The following is an 18,817-nucleotide window of genomic DNA, read 5'->3' on the forward strand; positions in this document are numbered from 1 at the left end:
CTGTATTAAGTGCACAAAATGTAGACATACCGTCGGGATCTTTAAATTTAGCAACAGGTAAAATAAAAGTAAATACAACCGGTATGTTTAGTTCACTGCATGATATAGAAAATACTGTTGTAGGAGTTTCAAGCAGTACTGGTGAAACCGTAAGAATCAAGGATATAGCTAAAGTATATATGGATTATGATGATGATTCAAATTATAAATTTATTGACAATGGCCAAAATGCGGTATTACTTGCAGGGTATTTTCAAAAAAATAAAAATATAGTTCCAATAGGAAAAGATATAACAAAAAAATTAGATACGATAAAAAAGCAGATGCCAAAGGATTTAACTATAGATGAGATTACTTTTCAGCCTAAAGACGTAAGCGATTCTGTTTCTTTCTTTATGAAAAATCTTAGAGATGGAATAATACTTGTAATTGTAACTGTTCTTATAGGTATGGGCTTTAGAAATTCAATGGTAGTATCTGCAGTTATACCTATATCTATCTGCATGACATTTATCATTATGTATGCACTTGGAATTAAAGTTGAGCAGATGTCAACTACAGCACTTATTATAGCCCTTGGAATACTTGTTGATGATGCCATAGTAATAGGAGATGTCATACAGGTTGGAATAGATGAAGGCATGACAAGGGATGAAGCAGCATTTAATGGCATAAAGAAGCTGTTTGTTCCAGTATTTACATCTACTCTAATTATTGTAGGAGCTTTTTTACCTCTATTATCAATATCAGGAGAAGTAGGTGAGTTTTTAAAAAGCCTGCCGCAGGTTGTTATAATATGTGTAATTTGCTCTTATTTATCTGCATTGTTTGTAACTCCAGTTATGTCTGCATTGTTTTTTAGAAAAAGCAAGGAAAGTACCAGAAAAAATCCAATTCGTATGATGTTTGAGAACCTTTTAAAATATGGACTTAAACACAAGAAGAGTATCATTGGGGCAGCACTAGCTGTTTTTGTAGTAGCATTAATTTTAATTAAAACACTCGGAATGCAGCTTTTTCCATATGTAGATAAGAATGAAGTATATATAGATGTTGCAAATGAAAAATTTGACGATATAAAAAGTACTAGTAAGCTTGTAAAAAATATAGAAGGTGTATTAAAAGAGCAAAAAGAAGTTACAACTTATACTTCAGCTATAGGTGGTGGTATGCCTCCATTTTATGTAACATTGCCTACAGTTAATCCTTCTAATGATAAAGCTCAAATTATGGTAAAGGTAGACTTGGATAAGACTAAAAGGTTCAAGACAAGACAGGAATTGGTTGAGCATATTCAAGAACAATTGGATAGCAAAATTTCAGGAGGTACAGCTACAGTAAAACAACTTGAAGAAGCAGTACCTATAGGGGCACCAGTGCGCTTGAGAATTACTGGAGATGATTTAGATCAGATTGAGAATGCTTCTGAAAAAATACAGCAGCAATTGAAAAATATATCTGGAACTATGAATATAAGAGATGATGCAGCTAAAAAAAGTTATCAATATGAAATAAATATAGATGAAGATAGGGCATCACAACTTGGAGTATTGAAATCAGATATTCTGCAGCAGATAAATATTGCACTTAAAGGTTATACAGCTTCTGTTTATAGGAAAAATGGTAGTGAATATGACATCATGGTTAAAACAAATATTTCATCTGTAGGGGACCTTAAAAATTTATATATTGAATCAAGTGTTACTAAGAAGAAAGTGCCTTTATATGAGGTAGCATCTATTAAGCTTAACTCAGAGCTGGATGAGATAAAGCATTATAAAGAGGATAGGACTATAACTGTTTATAGTGATGTTAAAAGTGGATATAATTCAGTTGATATAGAAAATGCATTAAAGCAAAAAATAGATGGAATGAATTTAGAACCAGTAAAAGTTATATATGATGGGGAAAAGGCTCAAATAAGTAAGTACTTTACAAGCCTTGGCATAGCAGGTGTACTTATTTTAGCAATAGTATATATACTTTTATTTGTTCAATTTAAATCATTTGTACAACCTTTTGTAATAATGTGTGCACTGCCGCTGTCCCTTATAGGAGTGTCAATAGGACTTCACGCTTTTGGAATGGATTTGTCACTTACAGCTTTTATGGGTGTAATAAGTTTAATTGGAGTTGTTATAAGAAATGCCATACTTCTTATTGAATATATAAATAATGGTAGAGAAGATGGGCTTTCTGTAGATGACGCTTGTATGTATGCTGTAAGCCAAAGATTCAGGCCTATAATATTGAGTTCTGTAGCAACTATTACAGCACTTATACCACTAGCTTTCTCAGGAAGTGCACTATTTGGTCCTATGTCAGTTGCTATGATGTTTGGTCTTTTAACAGCTACTTTCTTAACATTTATTGTCGTTCCAGTAATTTATTCTTTAGTAAATAATCAATGAATCTTACTTAATGGAAGTTTGTTTCTACCACTAAGTTTAGATGAATTATCTAGGGGCGTAGCTACTGTTAGCTTCCACTTTGATAGAAAAGCAGATATTCCAAATCTTTGATTTGGTATAGTCGCTTTCGCTGTGTGCGTGGGAGTGTTACAGTAGGTAGCCATCAGATAAACTTGAAGGTAGAGTAAAAAAATTATAAAGATTTATTTACATTACAATAGAAAGTTACATATTATATACAAACACATTAAAATGCAAATAAAGATTAACTTAGAATGATAAATTATTGAGGGAGTGAGTTTGTAATGTTAACACTTAAATGTAATGCAAAATTGGATGGAACATTTAAAGTACGTGCTAAAGTAGGAAATCATGAATATATTATGGACCATTCAATTGAAAATGGTGGAAAGGATGAGGGTGCGATACCAGGCCAAATGCTATTAGCGGCTTTGGCTGGATGCAAGCTAATGGTGATAAGTAGTTATGCTCAGAAAAGGAGAATTAATTTAGAAGAATGTGAAGCTCAAATCAGCAGTGATTTTGATGAAGTTGAGAATGGAATAGGCTTAAACATCAAAGTGGATATCTTAGTTAAAACAGATGCAGATGACAAGGAAATTGAAAAGATGAACGATTTCGTTGATAAAAATTGTAGTATTGCAGCCATCTTATCACAACCTAACATTATTAAAGGACAAGTAAAAAGAAAAGAATAATATTTTATTAGAAAATAGAGAGTAAATAATTTTTATGCTAATTTATATATATATCTGTAAAGCCTTATAAACAGAGTCCCTGGCATCAGATGGAGTTTTAACTTCACCTGATGCTTATTAACAGTATTCTTAGTGCTAAATATACTAAGAATACTGTTAATAAGGTTCAGCTGGAGAAAGTCATCCTTATAAGCAAACTTTATCTGAATCTAAAAATCACTTGATTAAATTTCTATAATATTGAACCCATGGAAAAAAACTATTATAATAAATATACTAGTTAGCGAGGGGGGTCATTATAAAGATATGAAATTTATTATGAAATTTATAAAAAAAGATGACATTATAAATGTAGTGCTTATTATTCTGGGAAGTTTTTTGGGATGTATTAGTGTCAACATGTTTTTAACTCATGCTCATTTATTAAGCGGTGGTGTTACTGGAATAGCTTTAATAATACAATATTTATTTAAAATACAAGCAGGATATGTTGTACTTATATTAAATATTCCTCTATTTATATTAAGCATAGTAAAATTAAATAAACGATTTACTATCTATTCATTGATAGGCATGTTAACGTTTTCTATAGGATTAATTCTTACACAACCTATATCAAACATGTTACATATTAATGATAATTTACTTTATTGTATTTATGGGGGAGTCTTAAATGGAATAGGATTTGGTATTGTGTTTTCATATCATGGGTCTACAGGTGGTTTGGACATAATATCTATGCTCATTAGAAAAAAGTATTCTAATTTTGATATAGGAAAAACATCTTTTGGTATAAATCTTATTATAGTTTCCATTAGTGCTTTTATATTTGGAATATCCAATGCTCTTTATACGTTAATAGCCATGTATTTAACATCTGCTGTACTGGATAAAGTAGTACAAGGGTTATATAAATCTAAATCGGTAATCATTATTACTGATAAAGAAAGAGAGGTTACTAAACGTATACTTGAAGACCTTAACCGTGGAGTAACAATGCTCTATGGAGAAGGTGCCTATACGGAAAAACAAAAAAAGATACTCTTTTGTATAATTCCTTTATCTCAATTACCTGAATTAAAAAAGATTGTTACTTCTTGTGATAAAAAAGCTTTTATAAGTATATCTGATGCTTCTGAAATAATGGGAAAAGGATTTAAAAAAGCTATATAAACAGAGTTCTTGGCATCAGATGGAGTTTTGACTCCACCTGATGCTTATTAACAGGCTTCTTAGTGCTTCAGCACTTAGAAGGCGTTATCCTTTAGGGAAAATCGTTATCCAGGGATGTAGCTGCTCTTTACTACCACTTGGAGAAGTGGGAGTATTAGAGCAGGTAGTCATCGGATAAAGATAAAGAAAGGGATTTCTATAATAGTTATGTTATAGAAGTCCTTTTTTAGTATTTGTAAAACTGTAATGGATTTTTTAGGATTAAAAGAGTAAGCGTTGTCAATTACTTTTATTATGTAAAGGAATTAAATTTGGGCACGATATATAACTCAAATGTAATTTAGTTAATGGGAGTTATAACTAAATTGATGTAAATTAATTCAAAATGTGTAAACAGTTTAAATTTAGGGGAGGATAATATGCCAAAAACAATAAAGAGTAAGCTAATACTATTAGTTGCTGCTGTGATTATTTCAATTACATCTTTAGGAATATATTCGCTGATAACTTTAGATTCAGTCAATAAAAAGTCTACTATTATAGATGAAACATGGATGCCGGCAATGCAGCATTCACAAAACATTAGCGATATGACTTCTGATTTTAGAGTTTTAGAGTATGAACATATAATTGCTGTGGATTCTAATACAATGAATGAAAAGGAACGAGAAATGCAAAGCAAAATTACTCAGATAAACAGTGAAATCAAATTATATGAAAAGTCCATCTATAATACTGAAGACAAAAATTTAATTCAGGATGTTAAGAATGAGTGGAATAAGTATATTGATATGCATAAGCAAGTTATACAGTTAAGTAGAGAATTGAAGACTGACGATGCTATGAAAATTATGAATGGTGATTCAAAAAAAGCATTTGATAAGTTTTCTTCATCCTGTTCAAAGCTTGTTGATTTTAATAAAAAGATGGCTGCTTCAGCAAGCACTCAAGGTAATAATATATATGTACAAGCTAGAAATGTATACATAATTATTATTTTAATTTTATCCATATTATTACTTACATTTGGACTAACAGTTACAAAAGGTATAGTAAAATCATTAAGCATTATGAAGAAGGAATTGGACTTATTGTCAGAAAGGGGTGGAGATTTAACACAAAAAATAAAGATTGATTCCAAAGATGAAATTGGTGAATTAGCTGTAAGCCTAAATAAATTTATATTCAATATAAAAGAAATAATGAAGGGAGTTAATGAATCAATTGAAAACGTTATTTCAATAAATGAGGACATAAACAATAATGTTAATGAACTGTCAAATAATATACAAGATGTATCTGCAACAACGGAAGAAATTGCAGCAGGAATGCAGGAGACAGCAGCTTCTTCAGAGGAAATGGCCGCTGCATCAGAAGAAATTGGAAAGGCTATAGAGGACATTGCAAAGAAATCTCAAGATGGTGATATAGAAGCTAATAATATAGATAAAAGAGGACAGGAAACTAAGCAAAATGTAACTAAATCACAGAAAAAAACTGAATCTATTTTTATAAAGACTAAGGAGGAACTTGAAGATGCCATTGAAAATTCTAAGATAGTTCAGCAAATAAATATACTTTCAGAAACCATAATGGAAGTAACGGAACAAACTAATCTACTAGCATTGAATGCAGCTATAGAAGCTGAAAGAGCAGGGGAATCTGGTAAAGGTTTTGCTGTAGTTGCTGATGAAGTAAGAAAGCTTGCAGAAGAATCCAATAGCACAGTTACTGAGATAAAAAATATGACGGAAAAAGTTACTGGGGCAGTTGATACTTTATCCAAAAGTTCAAATAAGTTGTTAAAATTTTTATCTGAGGATATAAGTAATGACTACAAATTTATGATTAAGGCAGCAGAAAGTTATAGTATGGATGCCAGCTTTGTAAACAATCTTGTTGGTAACTTTAGTAATACTTCAAGGCACCTTTCAACATCAGTAAGTGATATGCTAAAAACTATAGATCAGATAGCTGAAGCCTCATCACAGGGAGCTGAAGGTACAACAAATGTTGCCAAAAAGATAGATGATGTTAATTCTAAAACTAACAGTATAGTTGAACAAATAGCAATGTCAAGTGAGAGCATGGGAAAATTGAAAGAAGAAATAGGTAAATTTAAGTTATAGTATTAGTACATTTTTAAAAGCAAAACCTCAACTTAAAATTAAGTTGGGGTTTTGCTTTTAATGTCAAAAATATTTAGACTTTATTATATGAGTTTAAATTGCAAAATTGTATACTTACAGAAATGTAAGATTTCATGTTTTAATTGTAAGAGTCTAGTTATTGTTATAGATTACTTAAAAAAATATAATGAATTAAGAAAACATAATAAAAAGTTTTTTATTTAGTCATTTAAAGTAAATCAGGATATAGAGGGGGATAACAATATGGATGAAATATTAAAAGTTGAAAGCTTATCAAAAACTTATGGCAAGGGACAAAATAAAGTTGAAGCTCTAAAGAATGTATCATTTACTGTTAATAGAGGTGAATTTGTAGCAATAATAGGGGCATCTGGTTCTGGAAAAAGTACACTTCTACATATGTTGGGAGGACTTGACAGGCCAACATCTGGAAAAGTGTATATAGAAAATGAAGATATATATAGGTTAAATGAAGAAAAATTAGCTATATTCAGGAGAAGAAATATTGGGTTTGTATTTCAATTTTTTAATCTCATACCAGTTTTAAATGTAGAAGAAAATATATCTCTTCCATCACTTTTGGATAGGGAGAAAGCAGATAAAGGTTACTTAGATGAAGTAATAAGTATGCTTGGATTAAAAGAAAGGATAACTCACCTTCCATCCGAGTTATCAGGAGGTCAGCAGCAGAGGGTATCAATTGGGAGAGCTCTTATAAATAAACCAGCTCTTATACTTGCAGATGAACCAACTGGAAATTTAGACAGCAAAAATAGTAAAGAAGTAATAGAACTTTTAAAGTTATCATCAAAAAAATATAATCAAACTTTAATTATCATAACCCATGATATAAATGTAGCAGAACAAGCAGATAGGGTTATTACTATATTTGATGGAGAAATAAAAGCAGATAAATCAATTTAAAGTAGGGAGGTGATATAAGATGAATAGTTACAAGGAAATAACAAATAAATATTTAAAACACAACAAAAAGAGAACAATGCTCACTATTTTAGGAGTAATACTTTCTGTAGCATTGATTACGGCAGTAGGATTATTTATTAAAAGTCTCCAAAATTCCTTTGTTGAAAATGCTATAAAACAAAATGGAAGTTACCACGTTAAGATTCAAAAAATGACTGCAGATGATTACCACCAGTTAAAAGCTAATCCTAAAATTGAAAAAGTAGGTATCCAAGAAAAGTGGTTTGAAAGTAATTTAAAAGATGGAAAAAAGATTGAAATTAATAAATACAATAAATCTGCTTTAGGATTTTTACCTAAAAGCTATAATGCAGTAAAGGGAAAACTTCCTGAAAAAGAAGGAGAAATAGCAATTGAAAACTGGGCATTTAGTTATATGAAGGGTGATCTAAAAATAGGAGATACTATAAAATTTGAGACAGATCAAGGAGAAGAAAAAAAATTTAAAATTACAGGAATTATTCAAAATCAGGCTGAAACTCAATACAATGGTACAGCTTTAGGCATGACTTATTCTACTATATTTAATATAGAAAAATCTGCAGTATATGTGAGCATATACAAAAAGGCAGGAATATCAAATACCGTATCAGAATTAAGTAATAAATTTAAAGACAACTGTATTTTAAATAAAGATTTATTGGACTATTCAGGTGAAGGCAGTAGTAATTTAAATAAACAATTATATGGTATAGCAGGTGTAATAATAGGTATAATTGTAATAGCAACGATAGCCGTCATATATAATTCTTTTCAGATAAGTGTAATTGAGAGAATGAAGCAATTTGGACTTTTGAGAGCTGTTGGAGCGACACCAGCACAGATTAGAAAAATAGTTTTGAGAGAAGCATCCATAATAAGTGCAATAGGCATTCCACTTGGGCTTTTGTCTGGAATATTTGCAATGTTTGTAGTGAGCAAGATATTTAGTATAATGTCAGATACAGCGTTTAACAATTTAAAAATAGTAATTCCCTACTATGTGCTTGTTATAAGTGCATTAGTTGGAGTGGTTTCAATATATTTATCTGCATTTATTCCAGCAAGAGCTGCATCAAAGGTATCACCTTTAGTTGCTATAAGCAGCAGGACATCTATATCAAAGGAAAAGATAAGCAAAAAGAGGGGAAATATTTTAAAAAGATTTTTGAACATTGAAAGTTTAATGGCATTTAAAAATATAAAGAGAAATAAGAAAAAATTCCGAGTTACTGTTTTTTCAATGGTAATAAGTATAACACTTTTTATATTCTTTTCATCTTTTATAAATATGATGACAATTTTTACAGGTTCACAGTCTGAAGATGTAAAAATGAATTTTGAATTAATTGGTGTAGTTGATAAAAAGGGAGCAAGCTCTCTTAAAGAAAATATTATAAACAAAGTAAATCAAAGTAAACTTGTAGATAAACAATATGTATCCTATGGAACTTATTCTTCTAGTATGTTGATTCCAAATGAAAAGAGAAATGACTACTTAGTCAAAAATGCACCTAAGACTTATAGTGATGTAACATTTGAAAATAAAAAGATGAGTTCTATAACAACATTGTTTGATATTTATGATGAGGACAAGATTAGAAGCATTAAAAGCTATATTAAATCTGATAAGGTAGATACTTCAAATATGGCTGAGGAAAATGGTGTTGTCATAGTAAAGAATAGTATGTTAACTGTAAATAAAAAATACTATAATGGTTCAATTACTAATTTAAAAGTTGGAGATACTATTTATATTGATAAAAATATGATGTATAGACCAGTACAGGGAGAAGATTATATTGATAAGAACAAAAAGGAAAATGAAGAGTTTAATAAAGACAATATGATAAAGGTAAAAGTAGCAGCAGTAGTAGATGATGCACCATATCAATTTTATTCAGATAATCTCAAACTTTTTCATATTATAATGACAAAAGATGTGATGAAGAATATTACTGGCAGAGATTTAAATAAGATGCCTGTTAAAATATCTGAAATACGTTTAAAGGATAAAAAAGATGAGGATAAGTTTAATAGTTTTATTGAACCAATATGTGATAAAGAAGGAGTAAAGGCTGTTGATATATCCAAACAAGCTGAAGCTGCTAGGGGGAATATACTGCAGCTTATGGTACTTATGTATGGATTTATAGCTGTAATTTCCCTAATAGGTGCAGTTAATATAATAAATACTATAACTACAAACCTGATTTTAAGAAAAAAAGAAATAGCATCTTTAAGTGCTATTGGCATGACTTATAAAAATATAAGACAGATGATATTAAAAGAAGGAGTTTTATATGGATTATATGGTGCATTTTATGGCGGTATTGTAGGCAGTCTGTTATCTTATGCAGTATCATCACCTATGAGAAAAATTATTGATTTTAAGTGGAATATTCCATGGAATTTGATACTTGTGAGCGGATTAGCTGCAATATTTATAGGGTTAATATCTGTAATAAAACCTTTAGCTAGAATTAAAAGAGAAAATATAATAGATGTCATAAGACAAGAAGATTAAGTGTAATATATTATATAGGGTTTCTAGATTAAAAATTGGTTTGATATAGGCCATATGCTGCTAAATTTCACTGAGAATCCCATAAATTAATCTTGTAGAAGGTGGTTATATGAGGTTTGGTTTTATGTTTGTTGCTGGACTTATTTGCGCTGCTATAATTATTATGGTTGTAAAAGATAGAAAGTCAAATAAAAAGTAAAGAAAACAAATTGTTTCTCTAATTAAATATACAGTGCCATTGGCTGCGAATTTACACGGATAACTATTGATAAGCACCAGATAAAAAAATATTTCATCTGGTGCTTATCAATTTGTGTATATAACTAGACAAAAACCTTATTTAGTGTATAGAATATATTTTAAAGATATATTGTGGAGGTGCTAAGTTGAATAAAATATTACTTCTAGAAGATGATGAGGCACTGGCACTTGGAATTGATTTTACTCTTCAAGATGAGGGATATGAAGTGAAAAGGTATTCCTGTGTTAGTGAAGCTAAAAAAATTTTTGACAGTGAAACTTTTGATATTATTATACTGGATGTAATGTTACCAGATGGAAGTGGATATGATGTATGTAAATATATACGTAAAAAAAGCCAGATTCCAGTAATATTTCTAACTGCTTGTGACGAAGAAGTAAACGTTGTTTTAGGACTTGATATAGGTGCGGACGATTATATATCAAAACCATTTAGAGTAAAAGAATTCATTTCTAGAATTAAGGCAATTTTGAGAAGAACGGAAAAAAACAATTCGGATAAGAGTGATATATTAAAATCTGGAAAAATTGTTTTAAATACAACCAAATTAGAAGCCTATAGAAATGGATGTGATATGTCCCTTTCTATGCAAGAGTATAAATTGTTATTGCTTTTTATGACTAATCCAAAAAGGGCTATGAATAGAGAAGAAATACTAGACAAGCTTAGTGATGGAAGTGGAGATTACTTCGATACAAATACGCTTTCCGTGTATATAAAGAGGATAAGAGAAAAAATAGAGGAGGACTCTTCAAATCCTAAGTATATAAAAACAAAAAGAGGATTTGGATATGAGTGGGATTTGGAAGTTGAAAAGGAGTAAAATATGAAGGAGTATTATGAAAATCCGGAAATTAGGAAAAGTTCCTGTATTATATTGATTTTAGCTTTATTGTCAATACTTATAAGTTCTTATACTATTGATAAGAGTTATGAAAGAATAAAGGATAGTTATGTAGATAATAATGCAGCTGTTGTTGGTAAAATAGTAAAGACTCATCCTGAATTGAAAAATGAAGTGGTAGCTATTATAACGAAAAATAGCAGTGGGGAAGATATAAAAAGTGGAAGAGAAATACTAAAATATTATGGATATAGCACAGAATTGAATATAGGCTTGATGCCTCAATTGGAAAATAACTATAGAAATTTAATTAAATTTTTACTTACTTCTATGGTTTGTTTTTTTGCAATAGTGTTTTTAACAAATGCTATTTTATATATAAGAATATATAAAAAACTTGAAAAACTTATACTAGCAGCAAAAAATATGTTAGATTATAATTTTGACATAAGAATTTATGAAAATGCAGAAGGTACTTTTGCAAAGTTCGCCTATGCTTTTGATAACATGAGGGTGATTTTAAAAAATAATTTTTCACAAATACAGCATGAAAAAGATTTTTTAGTTAACACTCTGTCGGATATATCACATCAAATAAAAACTCCAATTTCGTCCCTTATAATATATAACGATATACTTTTGAATAGAAAGATAGATGATAATAAGAAAATTGAATTTTTAGAAAATAGTAAAAACCAATTAAATAGAATTGAATGGCTTGTGAAAAGCTTACTCCAACTTGCAAAATTAGATGCAGGTGCAATAAAGTTTAAAATGATAAGTTTAGATATAAATAAAACTGTAATGGAATCTTTAAAATTCTTAGATATAAAAGCAGAAAGTAAGAATGTTAAACTCAAATTTTATCCTGGCAGAGATAAAATTATGTTAAAGCATGATCATAATTGGATAAGTGAAGCAATTGTAAATGTAATTAAGAATGCAATTGAACACACGAAGTCTGGTGGGGAAGTTAATGTGTTTACTGAAGTAAGTCAGGTTTGTACCAGGATCATAGTTAAAGACAATGGAGAAGGAATACCGAAAGAAGAACTTAAACATGTTTTTGAAAGATTTTATAAGGGAAAGACGAATAAAAGTACTGAATCTATTGGAATTGGTCTTGCCCTTTCAAAATCCATAATCGATGGAAACGGTGGTATGATTGATGTAAAAAGTAAGATAGGTAAGGGAACTGTTTTCACTATTACTTTTTTAAATACAAATTAAATAGAGATTTTTTACTTATAGATTTTATGTTTACTCTGACATATTTTTCAATCCTTCAATATCCTTAATATGAAAAGATGATCTGTTAAAATCAATGAGTCCCTCATCTCTCATATTACACATTTCCCGTGAAAGGGAAGGCCTTGAAACATTTAAAAATTCGGCTAATTCATTTCGTTTTAAGGGAAGTTTGAAAGTACTTTTTCCTGATTTTTTATATTGTTCTATTAAAAAGGTACTTATTTTACCTCTCAAGTTTTTGATATTTAAATACTCTACATGTTTGTTTAGTACTAGTGCCCTATTGGATATAATTTTAAACATATTACGGATAAGTGTACGATGCCATGAGCACATGTTTTTACATTCACCTATAATTTTTTCACCAGGTAAAAATAAAACTGTACACTTATCTTGGGCTTCAACGGTAGCAGGAAGTACAGATTTTCCTGAAAAAACAGCCATTTCACCAAACATGTCTCCTGGATTCAAATTTGTCATAAACATTCTGTTTCCTGCAGCATTTTCCTTTACTACAACAGCTTTCCCAGCTATTACAATTCCAACGCTTTTAAATTCATCTCCACTTATAGCAATCAAATCATTTTTCTTGAATTGACTGATTTTAGGTTTAATGCAATTTAGCATGACAGTAATATCTTCTTTAGTAATATCTTGAAATAAGCTAATTTTTGATAATATATCTACATATTTTTCAAACATTTAATCACCTTTAATTTGGTAACAGAGGATACCGATTTATTACCATTATTATATTATACTCATCTCATAAAAGCAATTAAAAAATAATAAGGTTATGGGGTGTAAATATGGATAATATGTTTTGTTTTCAATGCGAGCAAACTGCTTGTGGAAGTGGGTGTACAAAAGTAGGGGCATGTGGAAAGCAGCCTGATGTTGCAAATAAACAGGATAAGCTTACATGTAAACTCATAGAACTTGCCTATGCTGCTGAAGGAAAAAATAGAGATAAAGCTGCAGATGAAGTTATGATGGAAGGTTTGTTTTCAACTGTTACTAATGTAAATTTTGATGTATCAAGGATTGATGAAATTATAAATGCCGTAGAAGTACAAAGTGAAAAATTTCAAGCTGACAGCAAATTTAATTTTAATGGACTTTGGGATGGAGATACTGATATTGTATCCCTTCGCTCTACACTTCTTTTTGGAATTCGTGGTATGGCAGCATATGCATATCATGCCTATAAGCTTGGTAAAAAAGACGAAGAAGTTATGGATTGGTTCTATAAAGGTATGAGAGCAGTTGGGGGAACGCATTCAGTAGAAGAGTGGCTAAACATTTTAATGGAATTTGGCGGTGTCAACTTAAAGTGTATGGCATTATTAGATGAAGCTAATACATCTGCTTATGGACAACCAGCTCCTGTAAAAGTAACTACAAATGTTGAAAAAGGACCATTTATAGTTATTACAGGCCATGATTTATATGATTTAAAGATGCTCCTTGAACAGACAGAGGGAAAAGGAATAAATATATACACTCATGGAGAAATGCTTCCTGCACATGGATATCCTGAACTTAAAAAATATAAACATTTAAAGGGAAACTTTGGTACTGCATGGCAGAATCAAAAAAAGGAATTTGACAATATTCCTGCACCTATATTATTTACAACTAATTGTCTTGTACCTCCAAATGAAAATTATTCAGATAGGATATTTACTACAGATGTTGTAGGATTCCCTGGACTTAAACATATTACGGCAGATGAAAATGGAAGAAAAGATTTTAGTGAAATTATAAATAAAGCACTTGAACTTGGTGGATATACTGAAGATAAAAATTTTACAGGTATAAATGGTGGAAGTGTTCTCACAACTGGATTTGCCCATGATGCAGTGCTTGGTGTAGCAGATAAAATAGTAGAAACAATTAAAAATGGAGGAATTAAGCACATATTCCTGGTAGGAGGCTGTGACGGAGCAAAACCTGGAAGAAACTATTATACTGAATTTGTGAAAAAAGCACCAAAGGACAGTCTTATATTAACTCTTGCCTGTGGCAAATATCGTTTTAATGATTTAGATTTAGGAGATATTCAAGGTATTCCACGTATTATTGATGTTGGTCAGTGTAATGATGCTTATTCTGCTATACAGATTGCTTTAGCACTTGCAAATGTATTTAAATGTGGAGTAAATGATTTACCTCTTACACTAGTACTGTCATGGTATGAACAAAAAGCTGTATGTATACTGCTTACTTTACTATCCCTTGGAATCAAAAACATTTATGTAGGACCTTCTATTCCAGCATTTTTCTCATCAAATGTGTTGAATGTTTTAGTTGATAAATTTAGCATAAAGCCTACTACAACAGTAGATGATGATTTAAAAGCTATATTGAAATAAGATAGAATATATATAGAGAGTTTCTAAGTAGAAAGTTTACTTATACAAGCCATATACTAATAAAATGCATCACACTAAAAACTTTTTGTAAGTCTAAAGCTCGGTATTTTCAAAATCTAAAGAAGCTTATATAAACTCGTACCTCAGACAAATATAAGCTTCTAAGATTTTCTAAAATACCTCGCTAAGACTTATAAAAAAAGTTTTTAAGTGTGATTTTAATTTTATTAGTATTATTTTATGTATAATTTAAAATTTCAATTAGAATGGCTATATATAGAGTCTGTAGAGGAAAAATCAACTTATGTTTCAAATATCTTTACAATCACAAGTACGGTTAAATATTTTTATAAATTTTCCACTAAGACTTATATACAAAATATTTAAATGTGCTTATTTATTGTAAAAATATTTCTATGTATAAGTTGATTTTTAAGTTAGAAAACTTACACATATAGGGTTTTCAATTTAAAAGTTAACTCTTCAATACAACTTCTAGAAGAAGGTTTAAACAATCTAGCTTTAAGATAATTCCATATATTCTCCTGAGGATTCATATATGGTGAATAACGTGGAAGATAAATAAGCTTCAGTTTTTCCTTAACCTTTTGGTAAAAACTTTAAATTAGGAAACTAGTATGATTCTTAGCATTATCAAGGAATACAACAACCTTTTTGCCATGATTAATTTTCATTAAATATTCCAAATGTGATTTTACTTCTTCGTAAAGAAAATATATATACAATGTAAATATGGAAAATTTATGTTATAATTTTAGAGGTTAGAGATGGAGGTTTGATTAATGGGCGAAAGGCTGCTGATAGTTGAAGATGATGAGGCAATTGCAAACATATTAAAGGAACACCTTGAAAAGGAAGGGTATGAAGTTAATTGGGCATCAAGTGGCAAAGAGGGGCTAGAAGACTTTAAGACATATGAATTTGCACTTGTAATGATAGATATAATGCTTCCCGAAATGGATGGCTTTACTCTTTGCAAGAATATAAGATGGATAAATGAAGATATACCTGTGATGATAGTAAGTGCAAAACAAACAGAAATGGATAAAGTGAAAGGATTAAAGCTTGGAGCAGATGATTATATAACAAAACCTTTTAGTTTGATTGAAGTTTCTGCAAGAATTGAAGCACATTTAAGAAGGTATAAAAAGGTAGATAGAGAGTCTGCCATAAATGGAATATTAAAATTTAAAAATGGACTTATTATAATACCTGAAGAAAAAAAGGTTACTGTGAATGAAAAAGAAATTCAAATGACTATAAAAGAATTTGAACTTTTAAGTCTTATGGCACAAAACCCCAATAAGGTATTTTCAAAAGAAGAATTATATCATCACATATGGGATAGTATGGATGTTGAAGGAAACAATACTGTAACTGTACATATAAAAGAACTTAGAGAAAAAATAGGAGACAGTAGCAAAAATCCTACTTTTATAAAAACCGTATGGGGGGTAGGTTATAAGTTTATAGGAGAAAAGAATGTATAGAGATATAATATGGAACAAAACAAGATAATGCTTAATGCAGTTATTTGAAACATTTTATATTCAAGTAGCTGCAATTTTTTTAAAAGTTTTGAAAGGTATTTTGTATTTAATTACAGATTTAAAAGTAAAAAATCAGTAGGGGGATAACTATGAACAAGATAATTAACATATGTTTTTCAGAAAGTGCAAAAGGAAATTTTGAACATGCTATTAGTACTGAAATACTTCAAGATAATCAAGAGGTAATATTTTTTCTTGATGATCTTTCACAAGGATCTATAAAGGATGGAATAAATATTGAGGAAAGAATCAATTGGTATGATATTTTTAAGAGAGAAAATCAATTAAAGCCAGTTGTTGATTATGATATAGATGATTTAAAAGAAAATTATAGTACATTTCATGGTGAAATTTCTAAAGTAGATGATAGTGATATTTTATATTTATGGTATGGCTCTAGTAGAGAGTTCTGCGGAATGTTATATGCTTTAGAGCTTTTTAAAAATAGAAATTTATATATATATTTAATAAATGTAAAAGATACAGTTATTAAACGTAAAGAAATTGAATTTAAGGCTAGGTCTACTGGAGAAATTATACCGGAGAACATAGAAAAATATGCAGCTGCAAAAAGAAAGCTGGATTCAAATGAATATAGGGAGCTTCTTGACAGATGGGAATTACTAAAAAAAGATAACTCCATATTACGTGTTATTAAAGATGGAAAGTTAGAAAGTGTAGATGAAAATTATTTTGACATAGATATACTAAAATACACACCAAAAGAATTTAGAAATCTCATAAGAACAATAGGAGATGTATTAGGCAAAAGTGAAGAAAAAATTTCAGATGAATACATATTCTGGAGAATAAAAGAATTAATTAAATCAGGAAAAATAGAACACAATGGTAAATTTGGAGTTATAGGAATGGAAATAAAAATAACTGAAGAAGGATTAAAATATTTAAGTAAGGATAAAGATGCCATGAAGATTTGGGAAGAGGATAGAAAAGAATCAGAAGCGGAACAAGAGACAGAAAATAAATACAGAGAACAAGGTAGAATGGAAGAAAGAATAGATATGGCGAAAAAATTGAAAGATGTTTTAGATGGTAAGACTATAGCAGATAAAACAGGATTAAGTATAGAACAAGTTAAAAGTTTGGAGGGAAATTATGGATTATAAAATTGTTCTGATGCTTGCAGCAGCAGGATTTCTAATATGGATAGTGGCTGATATAAGCCAAATACGAAGTGATAATATGAGAATGAATGCAACTTTGAATAGGATTGCTAGAAAAATAGGAGCATTTGATACATTAAAGGATGAATTAAAAAAGCTTATTTTAGAGAATGAAAGAATTAAAGCAATTAAATTATATAGAGAGTCTACAGGGTGTGGGTTAGTTGAAGCTAAGGAATACATCGATAGTTTAAAGCAAGAACTAAATAAGGAGCAGGATAAGTATGAATAATATAATCAATATGTGTTTTTCAGAATGTGCAGGAGCAATATTTAAAATTGCCATTAAGATGGGTGAACTGCCAGAAAATCAAAAAGTTATAGTTTTTTCTGATGATCTTTCACATGGACCTATAAAAGATGAAGTAGACATTGAAGAAAGAATTAATTGGTGGAGTACTGTTGATCAAGATGAGTATTTTGCTAATTGTGGTGTGGAAGATTTAAAGGAAAATTATAATACATTTCATGATGAAATTTCTAAAGTGGAGAATAGTAATATTTTATATTTATGGTATGGTTCTGGTCAAGAAATATGTGGTATGTTATATGCTTTAGAGCTTTTAAAGGATAGAAACTTGAATATATATTTAATAAATGTAACAGATACAATTGTTAAACATAAAGATAATGTGTATTTTGTTAGAAGTGTTGGACAAATTAATCCAGAAGATATAAAGAAATATGCTGTAGCAAAGCAAAAACTGGATTCAAATAAATATGAAGAATTACTAAGTACATGGGAGTTATTAAAAAAAGATAACTCTATGCTGCGTATTTTCAAAAATGAAAAAATAAAAAGTGAAGATGAAAATTATTTTGATATAGATATATTAAAATATATACCAAAGGAATTTAGAAAATCAGCTAGAATTGTAGGATCAGCAATGGGCAATAGTGAGGTAGAAATTTCTGATACCTATATATTTTGGCGAGTGAAAGAATTAGTTAAGTGTGGGAAAATTGATTACAGCGGTAAATTTGGAATCATGAGAGAAATGGAAATAAAGATAACAGAAGAAGGGGTAAAGCGTTTAAGAACTAATGAAAAGGCTATGATTGTTTGGAAAAATAATAAAAAATCTTCAGATGTAAAAGAATATACGATAAATCAATATATAGAAGAAGGTAGATTAGAAGAGAAAGTAAATATAGCAAAGAAATTGAAGGATGTGTTGAATGTGAAAATTATAGCAGATAAAACAGGTTTAACTATAGGACAAGTTAAAAATTTAAAGTAAAATGAATTTACTAACTAGCTTTTAGCAAAATATAAAAAAGTTGTATCAAAATGTGTATTTTTGCAGGTGATATGGCTTTTTTCTTAATTATAAAGAAATTATTAAGTTTTATAAAGAAATGAAAAGTATTTGTATAATGATATTGT

The 18,817-nt window shown here is 29.6% G+C and carries 15 protein-coding genes; 13 read left to right on the forward strand and 2 right to left on the reverse strand.

The genetic code is table 11. From position 1 onward, the window contains the following. From CLRAG_RS12440 to CLRAG_RS12475, 8 genes are all read left to right on the forward strand, one after another. A partial coding sequence (locus CLRAG_RS12440; RefSeq protein ID WP_065078729.1) for an efflux RND transporter permease subunit occupies positions 1-2,411 on the forward strand: 2,411 nt, incomplete at its 5' end. Positions 2,412-2,716: 305 nt separating this feature from the next. Beyond that, positions 2,717-3,130 carry an OsmC family protein gene (locus CLRAG_RS12445; RefSeq protein WP_065078730.1) on the forward strand — a complete coding sequence of 138 codons (414 nt, stop codon included), beginning with the start codon at positions 2,717-2,719 and terminating at the stop codon, positions 3,128-3,130. Between the two features lie 306 nt (positions 3,131-3,436). Continuing rightward, positions 3,437-4,303: a YitT family protein gene (locus tag CLRAG_RS12450; RefSeq protein WP_065078731.1), complete on the forward strand. Its 867-nt coding sequence runs from the start codon at positions 3,437-3,439 to the stop codon at positions 4,301-4,303. Between the two features lie 419 nt (positions 4,304-4,722). After that, complete coding sequence (locus tag CLRAG_RS12455) at positions 4,723-6,432, forward strand: methyl-accepting chemotaxis protein (protein WP_065078732.1); 1,710 nt, start codon at positions 4,723-4,725, stop codon at positions 6,430-6,432. Positions 6,433-6,696: 264 nt separating this feature from the next. Next, positions 6,697-7,377, forward strand: a complete 681-nt coding sequence (locus CLRAG_RS12460; RefSeq protein WP_065078733.1) for an ABC transporter ATP-binding protein — start codon at positions 6,697-6,699, stop codon at positions 7,375-7,377. A gap of 19 nt (positions 7,378-7,396) precedes the next feature. Next, entirely contained in the window at positions 7,397-9,943 is a 2,547-nt protein-coding gene (locus CLRAG_RS12465; RefSeq protein ID WP_065078734.1) for an ABC transporter permease, read from the forward strand. A 386-nt stretch (positions 9,944-10,329) separates the two neighbouring features. Beyond that, positions 10,330-11,028, forward strand: coding sequence for a response regulator transcription factor (locus CLRAG_RS12470; RefSeq protein ID WP_065078735.1), 699 nt, complete (start codon positions 10,330-10,332; stop codon positions 11,026-11,028). A 3-nt stretch (positions 11,029-11,031) separates the two neighbouring features. After that, positions 11,032-12,279 carry a sensor histidine kinase gene (locus tag CLRAG_RS12475; protein ID WP_063601581.1) on the forward strand — a complete coding sequence of 416 codons (1,248 nt, stop codon included), beginning with the start codon at positions 11,032-11,034 and terminating at the stop codon, positions 12,277-12,279. A gap of 30 nt (positions 12,280-12,309) precedes the next feature. On the opposite strand, the gene CLRAG_RS12480 is transcribed toward CLRAG_RS12475, so the two are convergent. Continuing rightward, a complete protein-coding gene (locus CLRAG_RS12480) occupies positions 12,310-13,002 on the reverse strand; it encodes a Crp/Fnr family transcriptional regulator (RefSeq protein ID WP_063556602.1) in 693 nt (230 codons plus the stop codon). Positions 13,003-13,109: 107 nt separating this feature from the next. Between CLRAG_RS12480 and hcp the strand changes: the two genes are divergently transcribed. After that, positions 13,110-14,675, forward strand: coding sequence for a hydroxylamine reductase (gene hcp / locus CLRAG_RS12485; protein ID WP_063601579.1), 1,566 nt, complete (start codon positions 13,110-13,112; stop codon positions 14,673-14,675). A gap of 446 nt (positions 14,676-15,121) precedes the next feature. On the opposite strand, the gene CLRAG_RS21415 is transcribed toward hcp, so the two are convergent. Further along, positions 15,122-15,268: a transposase gene (locus CLRAG_RS21415; protein WP_083985706.1), complete on the reverse strand. Its 147-nt coding sequence runs from the start codon at positions 15,266-15,268 to the stop codon at positions 15,122-15,124. A gap of 210 nt (positions 15,269-15,478) precedes the next feature. Here CLRAG_RS21415 and CLRAG_RS12490 point away from each other — a divergent pair, with 210 nt between their 5' ends. The 4 genes from CLRAG_RS12490 to CLRAG_RS12505 all read left to right on the forward strand — a co-directional run bounded on the left by CLRAG_RS12490 (position 15,479) and on the right by CLRAG_RS12505 (position 18,671). Next, on the forward strand, positions 15,479-16,186 hold the full coding sequence (locus CLRAG_RS12490; protein ID WP_065078736.1) for a response regulator transcription factor: 708 nt from the start codon (positions 15,479-15,481) through the stop codon (positions 16,184-16,186). A 149-nt stretch (positions 16,187-16,335) separates the two neighbouring features. After that, on the forward strand, positions 16,336-17,373 hold the full coding sequence (locus tag CLRAG_RS12495; protein ID WP_065078737.1) for a DUF1835 domain-containing protein: 1,038 nt from the start codon (positions 16,336-16,338) through the stop codon (positions 17,371-17,373). Next, positions 17,363-17,662 carry a ribosomal protein L7/L12 gene (locus tag CLRAG_RS12500; protein WP_065078738.1) on the forward strand — a complete coding sequence of 100 codons (300 nt, stop codon included), beginning with the start codon at positions 17,363-17,365 and terminating at the stop codon, positions 17,660-17,662. Before CLRAG_RS12495 ends, CLRAG_RS12500 begins: the two co-directional genes overlap by 11 nt. After that, positions 17,655-18,671, forward strand: a complete 1,017-nt coding sequence (locus CLRAG_RS12505) for a DUF1835 domain-containing protein (protein ID WP_065078739.1) — start codon at positions 17,655-17,657, stop codon at positions 18,669-18,671. The genes CLRAG_RS12500 and CLRAG_RS12505 overlap by 8 nt, the downstream gene beginning before the upstream one ends. Positions 18,672-18,817 lie beyond the last annotated feature (146 nt).

This window comes from Clostridium ragsdalei P11, from assembly GCF_001675165.1.
GTDB classification, from domain to species: domain Bacteria; phylum Bacillota; class Clostridia; order Clostridiales; family Clostridiaceae; genus Clostridium_B; species Clostridium_B ragsdalei.

What these genes read in the sequence shown, in the direction of transcription:
- CLRAG_RS12445 (WP_065078730.1), top strand. Translation starts at nt 2,717, where the DNA reads ATGTTAACACTTAAATGTAATGCAAAATTGGATGGAACATTTAAAGTA.
- CLRAG_RS12450 (WP_065078731.1), top strand. Translation starts at nt 3,437, where the DNA reads ATGAAATTTATTATGAAATTTATAAAAAAAGATGACATTATAAATGTA.
- CLRAG_RS12455 (WP_065078732.1), top strand. Translation starts at nt 4,723, where the DNA reads ATGCCAAAAACAATAAAGAGTAAGCTAATACTATTAGTTGCTGCTGTG.
- CLRAG_RS12460 (WP_065078733.1), top strand. Translation starts at nt 6,697, where the DNA reads ATGGATGAAATATTAAAAGTTGAAAGCTTATCAAAAACTTATGGCAAG.
- CLRAG_RS12465 (WP_065078734.1), top strand. Translation starts at nt 7,397, where the DNA reads ATGAATAGTTACAAGGAAATAACAAATAAATATTTAAAACACAACAAA.
- CLRAG_RS12475 (WP_063601581.1), top strand. Translation starts at nt 11,032, where the DNA reads ATGAAGGAGTATTATGAAAATCCGGAAATTAGGAAAAGTTCCTGTATT.
- CLRAG_RS12480 (WP_063556602.1), bottom strand. Translation starts at nt 13,002, where the DNA reads ATGTTTGAAAAATATGTAGATATATTATCAAAAATTAGCTTATTTCAA.
- hcp (WP_063601579.1), top strand. Translation starts at nt 13,110, where the DNA reads ATGGATAATATGTTTTGTTTTCAATGCGAGCAAACTGCTTGTGGAAGT.
- CLRAG_RS12490 (WP_065078736.1), top strand. Translation starts at nt 15,479, where the DNA reads ATGGGCGAAAGGCTGCTGATAGTTGAAGATGATGAGGCAATTGCAAAC.
- CLRAG_RS12495 (WP_065078737.1), top strand. Translation starts at nt 16,336, where the DNA reads ATGAACAAGATAATTAACATATGTTTTTCAGAAAGTGCAAAAGGAAAT.
- CLRAG_RS12500 (WP_065078738.1), top strand. Translation starts at nt 17,363, where the DNA reads ATGGATTATAAAATTGTTCTGATGCTTGCAGCAGCAGGATTTCTAATA.
- CLRAG_RS12505 (WP_065078739.1), top strand. Translation starts at nt 17,655, where the DNA reads ATGAATAATATAATCAATATGTGTTTTTCAGAATGTGCAGGAGCAATA.